This window comes from Pantoea sp. UBA4549 (assembly GCF_002387285.1).
GTDB classification, from domain to species: domain Bacteria; phylum Pseudomonadota; class Gammaproteobacteria; order Enterobacterales; family Enterobacteriaceae; genus Pantoea; species Pantoea borealis.
This window is the reverse complement of record NZ_DGLH01000001.1, coordinates 1-15,956: the sequence shown is the minus strand read 5'-3', so window position 1 is coordinate 15,956 and position 15,956 is coordinate 1. Positions and strand designations below refer to the sequence as shown.

15 protein-coding genes are annotated in these 15,956 nt (G+C 57.2%); 4 read left to right on the top strand and 11 right to left on the bottom strand.

Annotated elements, in window-relative coordinates; all coding sequences use genetic code 11:
• Positions 1–103: 103 nt before the first annotated feature.
• The gene (dnaB, locus tag B3041_RS00075) at positions 104–1,510 is read right to left on the bottom strand and encodes a replicative DNA helicase (RefSeq protein ID WP_039381986.1); all 1,407 of its coding nucleotides are present in this window, start codon (positions 1,508–1,510) and stop codon (positions 104–106) included.
• A gap of 73 nt (positions 1,511–1,583) precedes the next feature.
• Between dnaB and B3041_RS00070 the strand changes: the two genes are divergently transcribed.
• Positions 1,584–2,567 carry a quinone oxidoreductase gene (locus B3041_RS00070; RefSeq protein ID WP_065650354.1) on the top strand — a complete coding sequence of 328 codons (984 nt, stop codon included), beginning with the start codon at positions 1,584–1,586 and terminating at the stop codon, positions 2,565–2,567.
• Positions 2,568–2,748: 181 nt separating this feature from the next.
• Here the strand turns inward: B3041_RS00070 and pspG are convergent, their stop codons facing one another.
• The 3 genes from pspG to B3041_RS00055 form a co-directional block, all read right to left on the bottom strand.
• Complete coding sequence (gene pspG, locus B3041_RS00065) at positions 2,749–3,006, bottom strand: envelope stress response protein PspG (RefSeq protein ID WP_065650355.1); 258 nt, start codon at positions 3,004–3,006, stop codon at positions 2,749–2,751.
• Between the two features lie 187 nt (positions 3,007–3,193).
• Entirely contained in the window at positions 3,194–4,189 is a 996-nt protein-coding gene (gene dusA / locus B3041_RS00060) for a tRNA dihydrouridine(20/20a) synthase DusA (RefSeq protein WP_292968279.1), read from the bottom strand.
• 90 nt (positions 4,190–4,279) lie between these two features.
• Positions 4,280–5,545: a conjugal transfer protein TraF gene (locus tag B3041_RS00055; RefSeq protein ID WP_292968276.1), complete on the bottom strand. Its 1,266-nt coding sequence runs from the start codon at positions 5,543–5,545 to the stop codon at positions 4,280–4,282.
• Between the two features lie 385 nt (positions 5,546–5,930).
• Between B3041_RS00055 and zur the strand changes: the two genes are divergently transcribed.
• Entirely contained in the window at positions 5,931–6,452 is a 522-nt protein-coding gene (gene zur, locus B3041_RS00050; protein ID WP_065650358.1) for a zinc uptake transcriptional repressor Zur, read from the top strand.
• Between the two features lie 52 nt (positions 6,453–6,504).
• On the opposite strand, the gene B3041_RS00045 is transcribed toward zur, so the two are convergent.
• The 4 genes from B3041_RS00045 to B3041_RS00030 form a co-directional block, all read right to left on the bottom strand.
• Complete coding sequence (locus B3041_RS00045) at positions 6,505–6,717, bottom strand: CsbD family protein (protein ID WP_065650359.1); 213 nt, start codon at positions 6,715–6,717, stop codon at positions 6,505–6,507.
• Positions 6,718–6,862: 145 nt separating this feature from the next.
• A complete protein-coding gene (gene dinF / locus B3041_RS00040) occupies positions 6,863–8,185 on the bottom strand; it encodes an MATE family efflux transporter DinF (protein ID WP_065650360.1) in 1,323 nt (440 codons plus the stop codon).
• 129 nt (positions 8,186–8,314) lie between these two features.
• The gene (lexA, locus tag B3041_RS00035; RefSeq protein WP_065650361.1) at positions 8,315–8,929 is read right to left on the bottom strand and encodes a transcriptional repressor LexA; all 615 of its coding nucleotides are present in this window, start codon (positions 8,927–8,929) and stop codon (positions 8,315–8,317) included.
• A gap of 105 nt (positions 8,930–9,034) precedes the next feature.
• Positions 9,035–9,403, bottom strand: a complete 369-nt coding sequence (locus B3041_RS00030) for a diacylglycerol kinase (RefSeq protein ID WP_065650362.1) — start codon at positions 9,401–9,403, stop codon at positions 9,035–9,037.
• 127 nt (positions 9,404–9,530) lie between these two features.
• On the opposite strand from B3041_RS00030, the gene plsB reads away from it, so the two are divergent.
• On the top strand, positions 9,531–11,954 hold the full coding sequence (gene plsB, locus B3041_RS00025; protein WP_065650363.1) for a glycerol-3-phosphate 1-O-acyltransferase PlsB: 2,424 nt from the start codon (positions 9,531–9,533) through the stop codon (positions 11,952–11,954).
• Between the two features lie 39 nt (positions 11,955–11,993).
• Here the strand turns inward: plsB and ubiA are convergent, their stop codons facing one another.
• From ubiA to psiE, 3 genes are all read right to left on the bottom strand, one after another.
• Positions 11,994–12,878 (bottom strand): 4-hydroxybenzoate octaprenyltransferase, encoded by an 885-nt coding sequence (gene ubiA / locus B3041_RS00020; RefSeq protein WP_065650364.1) that lies wholly within the window; start codon positions 12,876–12,878, stop codon positions 11,994–11,996.
• A gap of 4 nt (positions 12,879–12,882) precedes the next feature.
• Entirely contained in the window at positions 12,883–13,398 is a 516-nt protein-coding gene (gene ubiC, locus B3041_RS00015; RefSeq protein ID WP_065650365.1) for a chorismate lyase, read from the bottom strand.
• Positions 13,399–13,487: 89 nt separating this feature from the next.
• Positions 13,488–13,898, bottom strand: a complete 411-nt coding sequence (gene psiE, locus B3041_RS00010; RefSeq protein WP_065650366.1) for a phosphate-starvation-inducible protein PsiE — start codon at positions 13,896–13,898, stop codon at positions 13,488–13,490.
• Between the two features lie 285 nt (positions 13,899–14,183).
• On the opposite strand from psiE, the gene B3041_RS00005 reads away from it, so the two are divergent.
• Entirely contained in the window at positions 14,184–15,809 is a 1,626-nt protein-coding gene (locus tag B3041_RS00005; RefSeq protein WP_065650367.1) for a Na/Pi cotransporter family protein, read from the top strand.
• Positions 15,810–15,956 lie beyond the last annotated feature (147 nt).

Below are 15,956 nucleotides of genomic sequence, written 5' to 3'. Positions count from 1 at the left end.
CGCTTTGGCACAGATAACCTGATAGCAGGCAAGCTTGTCCAACACTATTTTCTGATGACGTGAGATGCATGCACAAAACGTGCATGCACAGGCAGGTAAAGGCTTATTCGTCGTCGTATTGCGGGCCGGCGTAGTTGTCAAAACGCGACCACTGGCCGTTGAAAGTAAGACGCACGGTGCCGATTGGCCCGTTACGCTGTTTACCGATGATGATCTCAGCAATGCCTTTCAGATCGCTGTTCTCGTGATACACCTCATCGCGGTAAATAAACATGATCAGGTCAGCATCCTGCTCGATCGAGCCGGACTCACGCAGATCGGAGTTAACCGGACGTTTATCTGCGCGCTGCTCCAGTGAACGGTTTAGCTGCGACAGCGCCACGACCGGCACATTCAGCTCTTTAGCCAGAGCTTTCAGGGAGCGCGAGATTTCTGCGATCTCCAGCGTACGGTTCTCGGAGTGCGACGGCACGCGCATCAGCTGCAGGTAATCGATCATGATCATGCTCAGACCGCCATTCTCGCGGAACACGCGGCGGGCACGCGAGCGAACTTCGGTTGGCGTCAGGCCGGAAGAGTCATCAATAAAGATGTTTTTCTTCTCCAGCAGAATACCCATTGTGGCGGAGATGCGCGCCCAGTCCTCATCTTCCAGCTGACCGGTACGAATACGCGTCTGATCCACGCGCGACAGTGACGCCAGCATACGCATCATCAGCTGCTCGCTGGGCATCTCCAGACTGAAGATCAGCACCGGCTTCTCATTCAGCATCGCCGCATTTTCGCACAGGTTCATGGCGAACGTGGTTTTACCCATGGAAGGACGCGCGGCCACGATAATCAGATCGGACCCCTGCAGACCGGCCGTTTTTTTGTTCAGATCCTGATAGCCTGTATCTACGCCGGTTACGCCGTCATGCGGCGTGGAGACCAGCGCTTCTATCCGGGAAACAGTGGCTTCAAGGATCTGCTCAATGTTCTGCGGGCCATCATCTTTATTCGCGCGCTGCTCGGCAATTTTAAAGACGTTGGATTCGGCAAAGTCGAGCAGGTCTTCACTGCTCCGGCCCTGCGGATCGTAACCGGCATCGGCAATCTGATTGGCCACCGCGATCATCTCACGCACCACTGCACGTTCACGCACGATATCTGCATAAGCGCCAATGTTCGCCGCGCTTGGCGTATTTTTTGCTAATTCGGCCAGATAGGCAAAGCCGCCCGCCATCTCCAGCTCGCCGCGCGTTTCCAGCGACTCTGACAGGGTAATCAGGTCAATAGGCTGGCCCAGCTCCAGCAGCCGCTGCATCTCAGCGAAAATCATGCGGTGCGAGCGGTTAAAAAAATCGTCTGCAACAACGCGCTCAGAGACGTTGTCCCAGCGCTCGTTGTCCAGCATCAACCCACCCAGCACCGACTGCTCCGCTTCTATGGAGTGCGGCGGCATTTTTACGCCTTCCAGCTGCCGATCGCGGGGTTCGTTCGATTTGTTGGTGGGTTTATTTCCTGCCATAGTGAATGCATTACCGATCGTGAAAGGGACGCGCAAGTATACCGCCCCCGGATGAACATTCACAGGAGTCAGCATGGCAAAGCGTATTCAGTTCAGTCAGCACGGTGGCCCGGAGGTTTTGCAGTGGGTTGATTTTGATCCTGCCGATCCGGCTGAGCATGAGGTGCAGGTGGAAAACCGGGCGATAGGCATTAACTATATCGACACCTATGTGCGCAGCGGGCTCTATCCGGTTTCAGATTTTCCTTCCGGACTCGGCACCGAAGCGGCTGGCGTGGTGAGCAAAGTGGGCGCGGCGGTTACGCGTTTTCAGCCTGGCGATCGGGTGGTTTACTGTCAGGCCGTCCTGGGCGCTTACAGCGAAATACACAACGTTGCGGAGGAGCGGCTGGCGCTGCTGCCGGAAAGTATCTCTTTTGAAACGGCGGCCGCCTCATTTCTCAAAGGGCTGACGGTCCAGTATCTGCTGCGTCAGACCTGGAAAGTGAAAGCAGATGAAACGTTTCTGTTTCATGCTGCCGCAGGCGGCGTGGGCCTGATTGCCTGTCAGTGGGCCAAAGCGCTGGGCGCACATCTTATCGGCACGGTGGGTTCCGCAGAGAAAGCGCAGACGGCTAAAGCGGCCGGCGCATGGGCCACCATTAACTATCGCGAAGAGGATATTGCGCAGCGTGTCAGCGAACTGACGCAGGGAAGAAAGGTGGCCGTAGTGTATGACTCTGTCGGTAAAGATACCTGGGAAGCGTCGCTGGATTCGTTGCAGCGCCACGGGCTGCTGGTGAGCTTTGGCAACGCTTCCGGCCCGGTAACCGGCGTGGATTTGGGTATTCTCAACAAAAAAGGCTCTCTGTTTGTTACCCGCCCGTCGCTGTTTGGCTATATCACAAACCGTGAGGAGCTGGAGCAGGCAAGCAGTGAACTCTTTTCGCTGATAGCCAGTCGCGCCATTCAGGTGAACGTACCGGAACAGCAGAAATTCCCGCTGCGTGATGCCGTGCGCGCGCATCAGAGTCTGGAGAGTCGTGCGACGCAGGGCTCCAGCCTGCTATTACCCTGATTCAGCCAAAAAAAGAGGGCTTCCTGAAGGAAGCCCCTGATTCTTTTTTTTCGTTCGCGCTGGTGTAGGGACAGCGGTACTGAATCTGTATTCGTATAGTGGCAGAAAATATAAGTAAAAAATATGTTTAATGCTTATCTGATGCCAGCAGCATTCAGCGCTGTGATCTGAGCCGCATTTATTACCAGCCGCGTCGCTCCATTCGGCTGATTTTTCTTTTAAGCCGGTTCAGTCGGGCGTTGCCACCTGGCGTCGTAAAGTGGCGCCAAAGCCAGACAGCGACCACGGCCAGCAGCAGCCAGGGTAACAGTTTTATGACAAACGCAAACAGGCCGGTTAAAAACATCAGCGCGGTGGCAACGGCTAAAGCCGCAATCACCCCCAGCAGAGAAACGCCGGTCAGCAGCAGCATTAAAAAAAACCCGAGCACAAATACCATTTCCACGTTTAGCCTCCTCTGTCAGAACTCTTCTGACAGATACAATTTTCATGCCAGAATAGCCATTTTATAACCAATTGATTAAATTGGGTTTATTCAGAGTGCTTCAGTAAACGTGGTGAAAAAAACCAGATTTCAGGCAAAATAAAACCGCACCATCTCTGCTGCGGTTTTCAGAGAACGCGGATTACGCTTCCTGCGGGATGCGATCGGCCACCAGCGCCAGCGCGGCTTCCAGCACGCGCACATCCGCGCCCGGTTTATGCGCATTTTCGCTCAGATAACGTCGCCACTGGCGCGCGCCGGGGATCCCCTGGAACAGGCCCAGCATATGCCGGGTAACGTGTCCCAGATAGGTGCCCTGCGCAAGTTCCGCTTCAATATAGGGATACATTGAACGCACCACCGCCACCAGATCCACTGCCGGCGCTGTGCGGTCAAACAGCGTGCGATCGACCTGTGCCAGTATAGAGGGATTTTGATACGCTTCGCGGCCCATCATTACGCCATCTACATGCATCAGGTGCGACTTTGCCTCCTCCAGCGTTTTCACACCGCCGTTGATGGCGATGGTCAGCGCCGGAAAATCGCGCTTTAACTGATAAACGCGCGGGTAGTCCAGCGGCGGGATCTCCCGGTTCTCTTTCGGGCTCAGCCCTGAGAGCCAGGCTTTGCGTGCGTGAATGATAAAGGTGTCGCAGCCGCCCCGCTCTGCCACGGTGCCGGTAAAGTCGCACAGAAACGCATAGCTCTCCTGCTCGTCGATACCGATGCGGGTTTTTACCGTGACCGGAATAGAGACCACATCGCGCATCGCTTTAATACAGTCGGCCACCAGGTTCGCATCCGCCATCAGGCAGGCACCAAAGCGACCGTTCTGTACGCGGTCGGAAGGACAGCCCACGTTCAGGTTGATCTGATCGTAACCGCGCGCTTCAGCCAGTCTGGCGCACTGCGCCAGCGCCGCCGGATCGCTGCCGCCCAGCTGCAGAGCAACCGGGTGCTCCTCTTCGCTGTAGGCAAGGTAATCCCCTTTGCCATGAATAATCGCGCCGGTCGTCACCATCTCGGTATAGAGCAGCGTATCGCCGGTAAGCTTGCGATGAAAATAGCGGCAGTGACGATCGGTCCAGTCGAGCATCGGCGCGATGGAAAAGCGTTGCGAAGAGAAGTTATCAGTCATGAAGCGCAGTAGATCCGGAGTTAAATGATGAGAAACTGCGCAATGATACCACAGCCGTCACGGACGACACAGCCGCCCGTGACAGACCCGTCAGAAGTTAAAGCCGAGCTGTACCATCGCACCCCAGGTACGATCTTTACCGGCGGAGCCCGCCAGATCCAGATGCACCGCATTGTTAAACGGCGACAGACCAAGACCGGCAGTAACCACGTTAACGTCGTTTGATTTCAGATCGGCCCGGTAGCCTGCGCGCAGGGCCAGCCAGTCGAGCATGCGATATTCCGCGCCTGCGCCCGCATACTGGCTGCTCTCCTGCGACTTAAAGCGTTTGGTTTCCGTGAGATCCACATCGCCGGTCAGGGTAACCGGTCCGCGCTCCCACGCGAGGCCGGTCGTTACCAGCGGACGGATTTGATAGGTATCGCGATAGCCATTAACAACTTTGGTATCCAGATCGCGTGAGATCAGGTTCTGGCCGGTCAGACCAAACGTCCAGTTTTCAGCAAATGGGGTGGCGAGACCGGCATCAACGTTAAAGCCGGTGTCTGAACTGCGATAGCGCCCGTTTTTAAGATCGTTTTTATCGTAGTTATAGACGCTGGCGCTGTAGTTATAGAGCCAGGTCTTCTGCAGCTTAGGCGTAACACCCAGCGAGACCGGGTGACCGGCAACCGTAAACTCATGCGCCATGGCAATACCATAATCGGTGACCAGCGCTGCCAGTCCGTTCGCGCTGGAGCGCAGGTTATCCTGATCGCCCGGCTGCGGAAACGCGCCGTTTGCCAGACTGTCCAGATAATCGATATCGCTCTGAACCACGTTGGCACGAATATGGGCGGTACCATACGCTTTGGTGATAAAGGCAAACGGCAGCGTCTCATTCGGAACCGTAACGGCCACTGCAACGCCTGCGGTCGCATCCGCTTTATTACCTTTAAGCCTGCGCAGCTGGTCGGCCATATCGCCGGCTGCGGCACGCAGCTGCGGCACGGCATTGATGGCAGCAAACGGATCCGAGATGAGACTCTCGTTGATGTTATCAATTACGTCGCGATAGCGATCAACCGTATCGGTGATGTCATCAATACGATCGACCAGCTTGTCTTTATCCGTCACCTGTAATCCGGCAGAGGGAAAAATGATGCCGGCATTCTCTTCCGGCTGGGCGCGCGTCATCAGCGCCGGGTTAGCCAGCACGGCAGAACTCCAGTGCGACGAAGCGACACCGGTTCCGCCCATCGCATCATTGCGCGCATCATACCAGGTTCCCGCGGCCAGCGCTGAAGAGGAAGCCAGCAGCGCGTTTAAACCAGCAAAATAAGCCACCCGGGCCAGCGTAAAGCGTGTTGTCGTCATGAGGCTGCTATCACCTTAAAAAATTATTGAGTGTCGCGTAGGCGAAATAATGGTGTTAACCGCTATTCTGAATGGCGGCTAACGCTTCATTGCTGTGAACTGAAAGGGATAAGCACTGCTGTTCGCAGAATTGGACACGAATGCGCCACTCTGCGCTTTTTTTAGCCACTCAGGCGAATTATTGCTCTTATAAGGCCAGTGATAACTTTAGCCTGCCTGAACCATATCGGGAATCTGGTCACTTGCAAAGCAAAAATAGCGCGTAAAACACTCTTAAAATTGCCGGATATGTGTGATCGACAGCACGCTTAGGCCAGAGCAGGCAAAAACAGCATGGGCGGATGGAGTGTGATAAAATAACATCACCTGTAAGCCGGAGAACATTATGTCAACTCTTACCCCAGCGCAGCTGCTGACCCAGGTTGAGGCGCTCTGTCTCGATCGCGGCGTGCGTCTTACGCCGCAGCGTGCCGAAGTACTGCGCCTGATGGCTGAGCAGAAAGGTTCTGTCAGCGCCTACGATCTGCTGGATCAGCTGCGTATGAGTGAACCTCAGGCGAAGCCGCCCACGATTTACCGTGCCCTCGACTTTTTGCTGGAACAGGGATTTATCCACCGCGTGGAGTCCAACAACAGCTATGTGGTCTGTCATCACGTTAATGAGCCGGCCCACAGTTCTGTTATGCTGGTCTGCGACAGCTGTGCCGCCGTGAGTGAACAACAGGCACACGGCGTGGAAAAAATCATTGCGGGACTGGCTGACCAGGCGAACTTCAGCCTGCGCCATACGGTGATTGAAGCGCACGGCCTGTGCGAAAACTGCGCTGAAATTGCTGCCTGTACCCAGCACGCCAGCTGCGCGCACGATCATGAAGCCATGAGTAAAAAACGCGGTAAAAAGGGCTGAGTGCACGCCTGAAGGCCTGCGAGCGGGGGGTATGTTCTGAACCGGGGTAGCGCTAGTCGCGACGATCGTTGTGCCGGCTTTCCCATTCGTTCACTTCGCGCTCCGCTTCTGCTCTCGCATAGCCATAGCGCTCCTGAATTTTGCCAATCAGCTGGTCGCGCCTGCCTTCAATCACGCTCAGGTCATCATCAGTCAGCTTGCCCCACTGCTCTTTGCATTTTCCTTTGAACTGTTTCCAGCTGCCGCTTGCTTCATCTCTGTTCATTACGCGTCTCCACAGTTTGCTGAGCCAGACGGAACGCCCCCACAGCGGGGGCTGAACCGCCGCCTGACCTGCGATCTGTCCTATTAAGGTTAACCGTCGCAGCACAATTCGCCAGTTTTATGCGCTGCCGGTTAACCCGATGACATTACACGCTGAACCAGCTGTCGCGCCGCCAGTGATAGCGCCATATCAGTCCCAGGGTAATGCCTCTTAACGCGAGGAATACGGTAATAGCCAGCCATAAGCCATGGTTCCCGAGCCACGGCAGCGTCAGCAGCGTCAGTGCATAGCCCAGCGCCGCCAGCAGCATGCTGTTGCGCATATCGCGGCCGCGTGTGGCCCCGATAAACATACCGTCCAGCAGATAGCACCAGACGCCAGCCAGCGGCAGGATCACCTGCCAGATAAGGTAGCGGTCGGCCGCTTCGCGCAGCGATTCAATAGAGGTCAGCAGCGCGATAATTGCCGGGCCGCAGACGGCGTAAATCACCGCAAACAGCAGCGCCACGATGCCCGCCTGCCGGCAGGCGGCATACCAGATCAGCCGCAGCCGGCTGCGATCGCCTGCGCCGGTGGCCTCACCGGAGCAGGCTTCCACCGCGTAGGCAAAGCCATCCAGCGCATAGGCGGTAAAGGTCAGAAACATCAGTAATACCGCATTGACCGCGACCACCTCAGGGCCGAGCCGCGCGCCCAGCAGCGTCAGCGAGGCAAAGCAGAGCTGCAGCAGCAGCGAACGCAGCATGATGTCGCGGTTAAGACGGAACAGGCGCGCGGTGTCGCCGCGCCAGCTGGCTTTGAGCAGTGAAAATGATATGCCGCGCAGCGCCAGCACACGTGCCACCATCCACAGCCCTGCCGCCAGCGTCACATAATCCGCGACGGCGGTGGCCGCAGCGGCACCCGCCACGCCCCAGTGCCACTGCAGAACAAACAGCAAATCAAGCAGGATATTCACAACGTTACCGGTGATGAGCAGCACCATTGGTGCACGCGCATACTGTACGCCAAGCAGCCAGCCCAGGATCACCAGATTTGCCAGTGTGGCAGGCGCACTGAGCCAGCGGATAGCGATAAAGGTTTGCGCCTGCTGCTGCACCGCCTCGCTGCCGCCCATCAGCGCGGCCGCCAGCTCGCTGACCGGGGTACGTAATGCAATGAACAGCACGCCTGCTGTCAGCGCAATCAGCATCGGCTGGATCAGCGCACGCGCCAGCGCAGGTGTATCCCGGGCGCCAAATGCCTGTGCCGTCAGACCGGTGGTGCTCATGCGCAGAAACAGCAGCAGCATAAAGACAAAGCTGGTGGCGGTTGCGCCCACGGCCACGCCGCCGAGATAAACCGGGCTGTCGAGGTGACCAATGATAGCCGTATCCACAATGCCCAGCAGCGGTACGCTGATGTTAGAGAGGATCATTGGCAGCGCCAGCCGCCAGAGCGTGCGGTCAGAAGAGGTAAACAGCGGCATCAGCCAGTCCTGTTAATGCGGGCAACGCGCTTCATGCAGCTGCACGGCGTCACGGTTGGAAGCAGAGGGGTAATATAGCAGACTGCGGTCTGTGCAGGCACAGACCGCAGCAGGGGGACTAACCAGGTATTACAGCCATTCACCGGTGCGGACAATACCCACAGCCAGACCTTCAACGGTCAGTGACTGCTGGCGCGTATCCACTTCGATAGGCTGAAAATCGCTGTTTTCTGGCAGCAGATGCACGATAGCACCCTGCTTTTTCCAGCGTTTTACGGTGACTTCATCATCGATGCGCGCTACCACGACCTGGCCGTTACGCACATCCTGGGTTTTATGTACGGCAAGCAGATCGCCATCCATAATCCCGATATCTTTCATCGACATTCCGCTGACGCGCAGCAGAAAATCAGCGCTCGGCTTAAACAGGTTAGCATCGACCTGATAATGGGTCTCGATGTGCTCCTGAGCCAGCAGCGGCTCGCCGGCAGCCACACGTCCGATTAACGGCAATCCGCCGCTTGTCTCTTCTTCCATCAGCAAGCGAATGCCGCGTGAGGCGCCAGAGACAATCTCAATGACCCCTTTACGCGCCAGCGCTTTCAGGTGCTCTTCAGCCGCATTGGGTGAGCGGAAGCCCAGCTGTGAAGCAATTTCAGCACGCGTTGGTGGCATGCCGGTTGAATTAATATGGTCGCGAATCAGGTCATAGACCTGCTGCTGCCTGCTGGTTAACGCTTTCATCCCGCCCCCTGGTTGTTTATACAGTCGCTGTGAGTATATACAGGTATTGGCGAAATGAAAACCGCAGCTGCGGCAAAAATCAGCGATATATCGGTACTTCAGGCCTTAATGCGCGTGCGGCCAGAGCAGCGAAATCCAGACAAACAGCGCAAGCAGAATGGTCAGCAGCACGGCGGCAGAGCCCATATCTTTGGCGCGCCCCGCCAGCGGGTGACGCTCCTGACCAATTCTGTCGACCACCGCTTCAATCGCGCTGTTCAGGATCTCTACCACCACCACCAGCATCACCGAGCCAATCAGCAGCACGCGCGTCACCGCGTCCACATCCAGCCAGCAGGCGATGACCACCGCGATCGCCGCCGCGATCGCCTCCTGACGAAAAGCCGCCTCATGTTGCCACGCTGCGCGTATACCCTGCCAGGAGTAGCCTGCGGCTTTGATAATGCGCAGCAGGCCGGTAACGTTATTTGCCATGGATAGGGAACCCTTGAGTAATTTTGGCGTCAATGAGTGCGCAGCGTACGATGGCACAGCCACAGATCTTCGCTGCACTTTCTGGTATGCTTGCCGCGCTTTGCTAACAAGAGGCTTCAAGTTGTCTATGTCAGGTTGGCGTAAACTCTATTACAAATTATTGAATTTACCACTCTCTATTTTGGTAAAAAGTAAGGTCATACCGACCGATCCGGTTTCGGAGCACGGTATCGATCCCACCCGTCCCGTGATGTATGTTTTGCCTTATGATTCAAAGGCGGACCTGCTTACATTGCGCAATCAGTGTCTGCGGCTTGATCTGCCCGATCCGCTGGCGCCGCTGGAGATTGACGGTACGCTGCTGCCGCGCCATGTGTTTATCCATGACGGCCCGCGCGTCTTCCCTTATTACGTGGCGAATCCGGAGTCAGTGAAACTGTTTCACGACTATCTGGATCTGCACCGTAATAATCCGCAGCTGGATGTCCAGATGCTGCCGGTGGCGGTGATGTTTGGCCGGGCACCGGGCCGTGAAATTCAGGGTGAGCCCACGCCGCATCTGCGCGTACTGAATGGCGTGCAGAAGTTTTTTGCCATTCTCTGGCACGGCCGCGACAGCTTTGTCCGCTTCTCTTCTACCGTCTCGCTGCGCCAGATGGCGACCGAACACGGCACGGATAAGTCGATTGCGCAGAAACTGGCACGCGTGGCGCGTATTCATTTTGCCCGTCAGCGTCTGGCTGCGGTAGGACCCAGCCTGCCTGCCCGTCAGGATCTGTTCAACAAACTGCTGCAGTCGAAAGCGATTGAAAAAGCCGTTGAGGATGAAGCGCGCAGCAAAAAGATTTCGCATGAAAAAGCGCAGCAAAACGCCGTTGAGATGATGGAAGAGATCGCGGCGGACTTCTCGTACGAGGCGATCCGCGTCACCGACCGCATCATGGGCTGGCTCTGGAGCCGGCTCTATCAGGGCATTAACGTAAACGGCGGCGAGCGCGTGCGTCAGCTGGCGCAGGATGGCCATGAAATAGTCTATGTGCCCTGCCACCGCAGCCATATGGATTACCTGCTGCTCTCCTACGTGCTTTATCATCAGGGACTGGTGCCGCCGCACATCGCTGCCGGTATCAATCTCAACTTCTGGCCAGCCGGACCGATTTTCCGCCGGCTGGGGGCCTTCTTTATTCGCCGTACTTTCAAGGGCAATAAACTCTACTCCACCGTATTCCGCGAATATCTGGGCGAGCTGTTCAGCCGTGGCTACTCGGTTGAGTACTTTGTTGAGGGCGGGCGCTCGCGCACCGGTCGCCTGCTCGATCCCAAAACCGGCACGCTCTCCATGACGCTGCAGGCGCTGCTGCGCGGCGGCAGCCGCCCGATCACCTTTGTCCCGATTTACATCGGCTATGAGCATGTAATGGAAGTGGGGACTTACGCCAAAGAGCTGCGCGGCGCGGCGAAAGAGAAAGAGGGCTTTGTGCAGATGGTGCGCGGCCTGCGTAAGTTGCGCAATCTTGGTCAGGGCTACGTTAACTTTGGTGAACCGCTGCCGCTGGTTAACTATCTGAACAAGCATATTCCTGAGTGGCGCGAGGCGATTGACCCTATCGATCCGCAGCGCCCCGCGTGGATGACGCCAGCGGTGAACGATATCGCTGCCAGCCTGATGGTACGTATTAACGAAGCGGGTGCGGCCAACGCCATGAACCTGTGTGTGACCGCGCTGCTGGCGTCGCGTCAGCGCTCACTGACGCGTGAGCAGCTGACGGAGCAGCTGGAGTGTTACACGCAGCTGCTGCGCAACGTGCCCTATTCACCGGAAGCCACGGTGCCCGATCTGAGCGCCGAAGCGCTGCTGGATCACGCGATGGGCATGAACAAGTTCGAAACCGAGCAGGACAGCATCGGCGATATTATTATTCTGCCGCGCGAGCAGGCCGTGCTGATGACCTACTACCGCAATAACATTCAGCATATGCTGGTGATGCCGTCGCTGATTGCGGCGATTGTGCAGCAGCACCGCGAAATCAGTGAAGCCGAGCTTCTGCGTCAGGTGAGTCTGGTCTATCCGATGCTGAAAAGTGAGCTGTTCCTGCGCTGGGAAAGTGCTGAACTGCCGGCGCTGCTTAATGCGCTGTGTGCGGAGATGGCGCGGCAGGGTCTGGTGACGCAGCTGGACGGGCAGATTAAGCTGAGCGCCGCGCGCTACCGCACGCTGCAGCTGCTGGCGGCCGGTATTCGTGAAACGCTGCAGCGCTTTGCGATCACCTTTGCCATTCTCAGCGCCAAACCCACGATTAACCGTGGCACGCTGGAGAAAGAGAGTCGTACGCTGGCGCAGCGTCTGTCAGTGCTGCACGGTATCAATGCTCCGGAGTTCTTTGATAAAGCGGTGTTTACCACGCTGGTGCTGACGCTGCGCGATGAGCGTTATATCAGCGACTCCGGTGATGCCGATGCGGAGCGCACGCACGTGATGTGGCAGATGCTGGCGGAGCTGGTCACCAGCGATGTGCGTCTGACAATTGAAAGTGCGGTCGCACACGAGTAAGGCAGGCAGGCAGGGACGCTCTTATGCGTCCCTGCCGGTTCAGAACAGCGCCAGAAACGGCTGCGTATTCAGCAGCACACCCGCAAACAGCACCAGCCCCACGTAGTTATTGTTCAGAAACGCCTGAAAGCAGGCGTCACGTTCGCGCCGGGCGATCAGGCTCTGCTGATAGACAAACAGCGCGCCGGCAGCCAGCAGTGACCAGTAGAAGGCCCCGTTCAGATTCAGTATGCTTCCCACCAGCGCCATCAGCCCCAGCGCAGCCAGCTGCAGCAGGCCAATAATCAGCTTGTCAAAACGACCAAACAGAATCGCCGTGGATTTGACGCCTATTTTCAGATCGTCATCGCGATCCACCATGGCGTACTGCGTATCGTAGGCCACCGTCCAGCAGATGTTGGCGAAGAACACCAGCCAGCAGACTAAAGGTAAGGACTCACTTACGGCGGCCCACCCCATCGGAATCGCCCAGCCAAAAGCTGCGCCGAGCACCACCTGCGGCAGATGGGTATAGCGCTTCATAAAGGGATAGACCCACGCCAGCGCCAGCCCGCCAAAAGAGAGCAGGATGGTCATGCGATTCATGGTCAGCACCAGCATAAATGCCAGCAGGCCCAGAGCAGCAAACAGCAGCTTTGCCTCTTTCTCTGAAACCGCCCCGCTCGCCAGCGGCCGGCCAGCGGTGCGTTTGACGTGGCCATCCACGTTTCGATCGGCGTAATCGTTGATGACGCAGCCCGCAGCGCGCATCACAATCACGCCGAGCACAAATACGATCAGCACCGGAAGCGGCGGCACCGCCATGCCAGCCAGCCACAGCGCCCAGAGCGTAGGCCACATCAGCAGCAGCGTGCCGATAGGTTTGTCGATGCGCATCAGGCGGCTGTAAGCCTGCCATTTGCTTGCAGTTAATGATTTTTGCACGGTTTCATCCTTGCTGCAGCGCGCGGTAAAGCGGCGATGCCGGTAAAAAAAGTTCAGTTAACAGAAGGGGCTTGTCCGACAGGCGCAGACGCGAACGCCGTCCCCAGAGATCGCCGGCCTGGCCGGGATGAATAAAGTCACGGCTCAGCGCGGAAGAGGCAAAAAGATAGCGCCCCAGTGGACGTGTGCCAAGCTGCTGCAGCATCTGCTCCGGTCCCTGCAGCGTACTTTCCGGCACCACGGTGCGCCCCAGCAGCCACGGCTCACCGTCGCCGCACAGCACGATTTCGCGCAGCCAGAAGCGCGTATCATCCGGCAGAAAAGCAGCTTCCGCTGCCACTTCCGCTGCGCTGACAAAGCCTTCACGGAGAGGTTCAACGGTAACCTGCCCGCAGTGCTGCTCAAAACGGCGCGTCATGGAATCTTCTTCCAGCAGCCAGTCGAGCAAGGGTGCTGGCAGCGGGATGGAGGCGGATAGCCACTGCAGGGCATATAACTGGCGCAGCGCATCGTGCGACATCAGGCGATCTCCGGCAAAAAAGTTGCCTCAGTTTACCGCAGAGCGCGGCCGCTGGCACGGCCGCGAACGCCAGGGAGAATAATGACCGTTTATTCGCGCTTCAGCCGGTTGCTGTTTGCCAGCCATAGTGTGACCACCAGAATCAGAATTGCGGCCGAATAGCAGAGCGTGTCGAACGGATTTTTATGGTCAACAATAATCAGCCGGATAATGGCGGTGATGCCGATATAAACAAAGTAGCGCAGCGGAAAGTGATAGCCCGACTGGAAATATTTCACAATCAGCGCGATAAATTCAAAGTAGAGAAAGTAGATCACAATGCCTTCAATCAGCAGATAGGATGACGCCTGCTCACCGGTGCTGAACAGCACGTTAGCCAGATGAATCGTCTCCTTGCCGAGAAAAACAACCAGGATCACGGCCAGGATCAACAGGCCGATATTAAGTACCCACTGCAGCACCGTCGCGATGAGCTGACCGGCGGCTGATTTATCTGTCATTGCTGCGTCCTTAGTGCGCAAACGAGAAGGGCACCATCATGCTGCAATGTGATCTGAATCACAATATGACGTTAAGAGCGCCGTTCTCTGCCGGGCGCGCCGTAAACGCCGTGGATATCTCATTGCGGTGAGTGGGATTCAGCTACAGTTAACAGGTCGACACCGCTTCAGGTTATTTATATCTAACGAAAAATTCATGCGGTGCGATACCGTTCTTCCCCCGCTGCCGTGCTCGCCAGGCAGGCAGCTGGCTGCTTTTTGCCTGGCGTACAGGAGCCTGCGACCGTGCTAACTCTGCTTAATCTGCTTTCTGCTGTCGCACTGCTGGTCTGGGGCACGCACATTGTGCGCACCGGCATCATGCGCGTTTACGGCGCCGATCTGCGGCGGGTACTGAGCCGCAGCGTGGAAAAAAAGCCAATGGCTTTTCTGGCCGGCATTGGCGTTACCGCTCTGGTGCAGAGCAGCAACGCCACTACGCTGCTGGTAACCTCGTTTGTGGCGCAAAATCTGGTCAGCCTTACGCCTGCTCTGGTGGTGGTGCTGGGGGCTGACGTCGGAACAGCCATTATGGCGCGCGTGCTGACCTTTGATCTCTCCTGGCTCTCGCCGCTGTTTATCTTTTTTGGCGTGGTCTTTTTCCTCAGCCGCAAACAGACGCGCGTCGGACAGATGGGCCGCGCCGCCATTGGTCTTGGCCTGATCCTGCTGGCGCTGCAGCTGATTGTCACCGCTGCGCGTCCGATCACGCAGGCCGCGGGCGTGCAGGTGCTGTTCTCTACGCTAACCGGCGATACGCTGCTGGATGCGCTGATTGGTGCCGTTTTTGCCATCGTCAGCTACTCCAGCCTGGCGGCGGTGCTGATCACCGCGACCCTGACGGCTGCTGGCGTGATCTCTTTCAAAGTTGCGCTCTGTCTGGTCATTGGTGCCAACCTCGGCAGCGGCCTGCTGGCGATGATCAACGCCAGCGGCTCTAATGCGGCAGGTAAGCGGGTGGCGCTCGGCAGCCTGCTGTTCAAGCTTATCGGCAGCATTGCAGTGCTGCCGTTTGTGGATTTCATCGCTGATTTGCTGGATCGGCTGCCGGTGAATGATGAAGAGCTGGTGATCTTTTTCCACGTTTTCTACAACCTGACGCGCTGCCTGATCATGGTGCCGTTTGCAGCACCGATGGCGCGTCTCTGCCAGCGCATGATTGCCAACGACGCAGAGAATCAGGCGCACCTCAAGCCCAGACATCTGGATAAAAGCGCGCTGGATACGCCTGCGCTGGCGCTGGTCAATGCGGCACGGGAGACCCTGCGTATGGGCGACGTGCTGGAGCAGATGCTGGAGTCGTTCAGCCGCGTGGTGCGGGGCGAACTGCGTGAAGCGCACCGGGTGCGGCAGCTGGATGATGATGTTGACGTGCTTTATACCGCCATAAAACTCTATCTGGCGCGCATGCCGCGCGAAGATCTGGCGGAAGATGATTCGCGGCGCTGGGCTGAAATCATTGAGATGGCGCTGAATCTTGAGCAGGCGGGTGACATCATTGAGCGCATGAGCGGTGACGTTGCGGATAAATCGCTGCAGGCGCGACGCGCCTTTTCGGCAGAGGGGCTGGAAGAGCTGAATACGCTCCAGGAGCAGGTACTGAATAATCTGCGACTAAGCCTCTCCGTGTTTCTGTCGCATGATGTCACCAGCGCGAAACGGCTGCGACGAGCCAAACATCGCTTCCGTATTCTGATCCGCCGCTTCTCTCACTCACATGTGGAGCGGCTGCATCTGAATAACGTACAGAGCATTGAAACCAGTTCGCTGCATCTGGGGCTGCTGGGCGACATGAAGCGACTGAACTCGCTGTTCTGCGCAGTGGCCTATACGGTGCTGGATCAGCCGGAAGATGAGCGGGAGATGGATTAAGGTAAGGATGCAGGGGCGCATTCATGCGCCCCGGGTTTATGGCGCGCACGGTACTATTCGCCATGAATGGCATCATCGGATCCGGTGCGGGAATTAACACGGGCGTCATGAATGACGTCATTGAATCCGGTGCAGGCATCGGCCAGG

Excerpts from the sequence above, each read along its gene's own strand:
- dnaB (WP_039381986.1), bottom strand. The coding sequence starts at position 1,510 with ATGGCAGGAAATAAACCCACCAACAAATCGAACGAACCCCGCGATCGG.
- B3041_RS00070 (WP_065650354.1), top strand. The coding sequence starts at position 1,584 with ATGGCAAAGCGTATTCAGTTCAGTCAGCACGGTGGCCCGGAGGTTTTG.
- pspG (WP_065650355.1), bottom strand. The coding sequence starts at position 3,006 with ATGGTATTTGTGCTCGGGTTTTTTTTAATGCTGCTGCTGACCGGCGTT.
- dusA (WP_292968279.1), bottom strand. The coding sequence starts at position 4,189 with ATGACTGATAACTTCTCTTCGCAACGCTTTTCCATCGCGCCGATGCTC.
- B3041_RS00055 (WP_292968276.1), bottom strand. The coding sequence starts at position 5,545 with ATGACGACAACACGCTTTACGCTGGCCCGGGTGGCTTATTTTGCTGGT.
- zur (WP_065650358.1), top strand. The coding sequence starts at position 5,931 with ATGTCAACTCTTACCCCAGCGCAGCTGCTGACCCAGGTTGAGGCGCTC.
- B3041_RS00045 (WP_065650359.1), bottom strand. The coding sequence starts at position 6,717 with ATGAACAGAGATGAAGCAAGCGGCAGCTGGAAACAGTTCAAAGGAAAA.
- dinF (WP_065650360.1), bottom strand. The coding sequence starts at position 8,185 with ATGCCGCTGTTTACCTCTTCTGACCGCACGCTCTGGCGGCTGGCGCTG.
- lexA (WP_065650361.1), bottom strand. The coding sequence starts at position 8,929 with ATGAAAGCGTTAACCAGCAGGCAGCAGCAGGTCTATGACCTGATTCGC.
- B3041_RS00030 (WP_065650362.1), bottom strand. The coding sequence starts at position 9,403 with ATGGCAAATAACGTTACCGGCCTGCTGCGCATTATCAAAGCCGCAGGC.
- plsB (WP_065650363.1), top strand. The coding sequence starts at position 9,531 with ATGTCAGGTTGGCGTAAACTCTATTACAAATTATTGAATTTACCACTC.
- ubiC (WP_065650365.1), bottom strand. The coding sequence starts at position 13,398 with ATGTCGCACGATGCGCTGCGCCAGTTATATGCCCTGCAGTGGCTATCC.
- psiE (WP_065650366.1), bottom strand. The coding sequence starts at position 13,898 with ATGACAGATAAATCAGCCGCCGGTCAGCTCATCGCGACGGTGCTGCAG.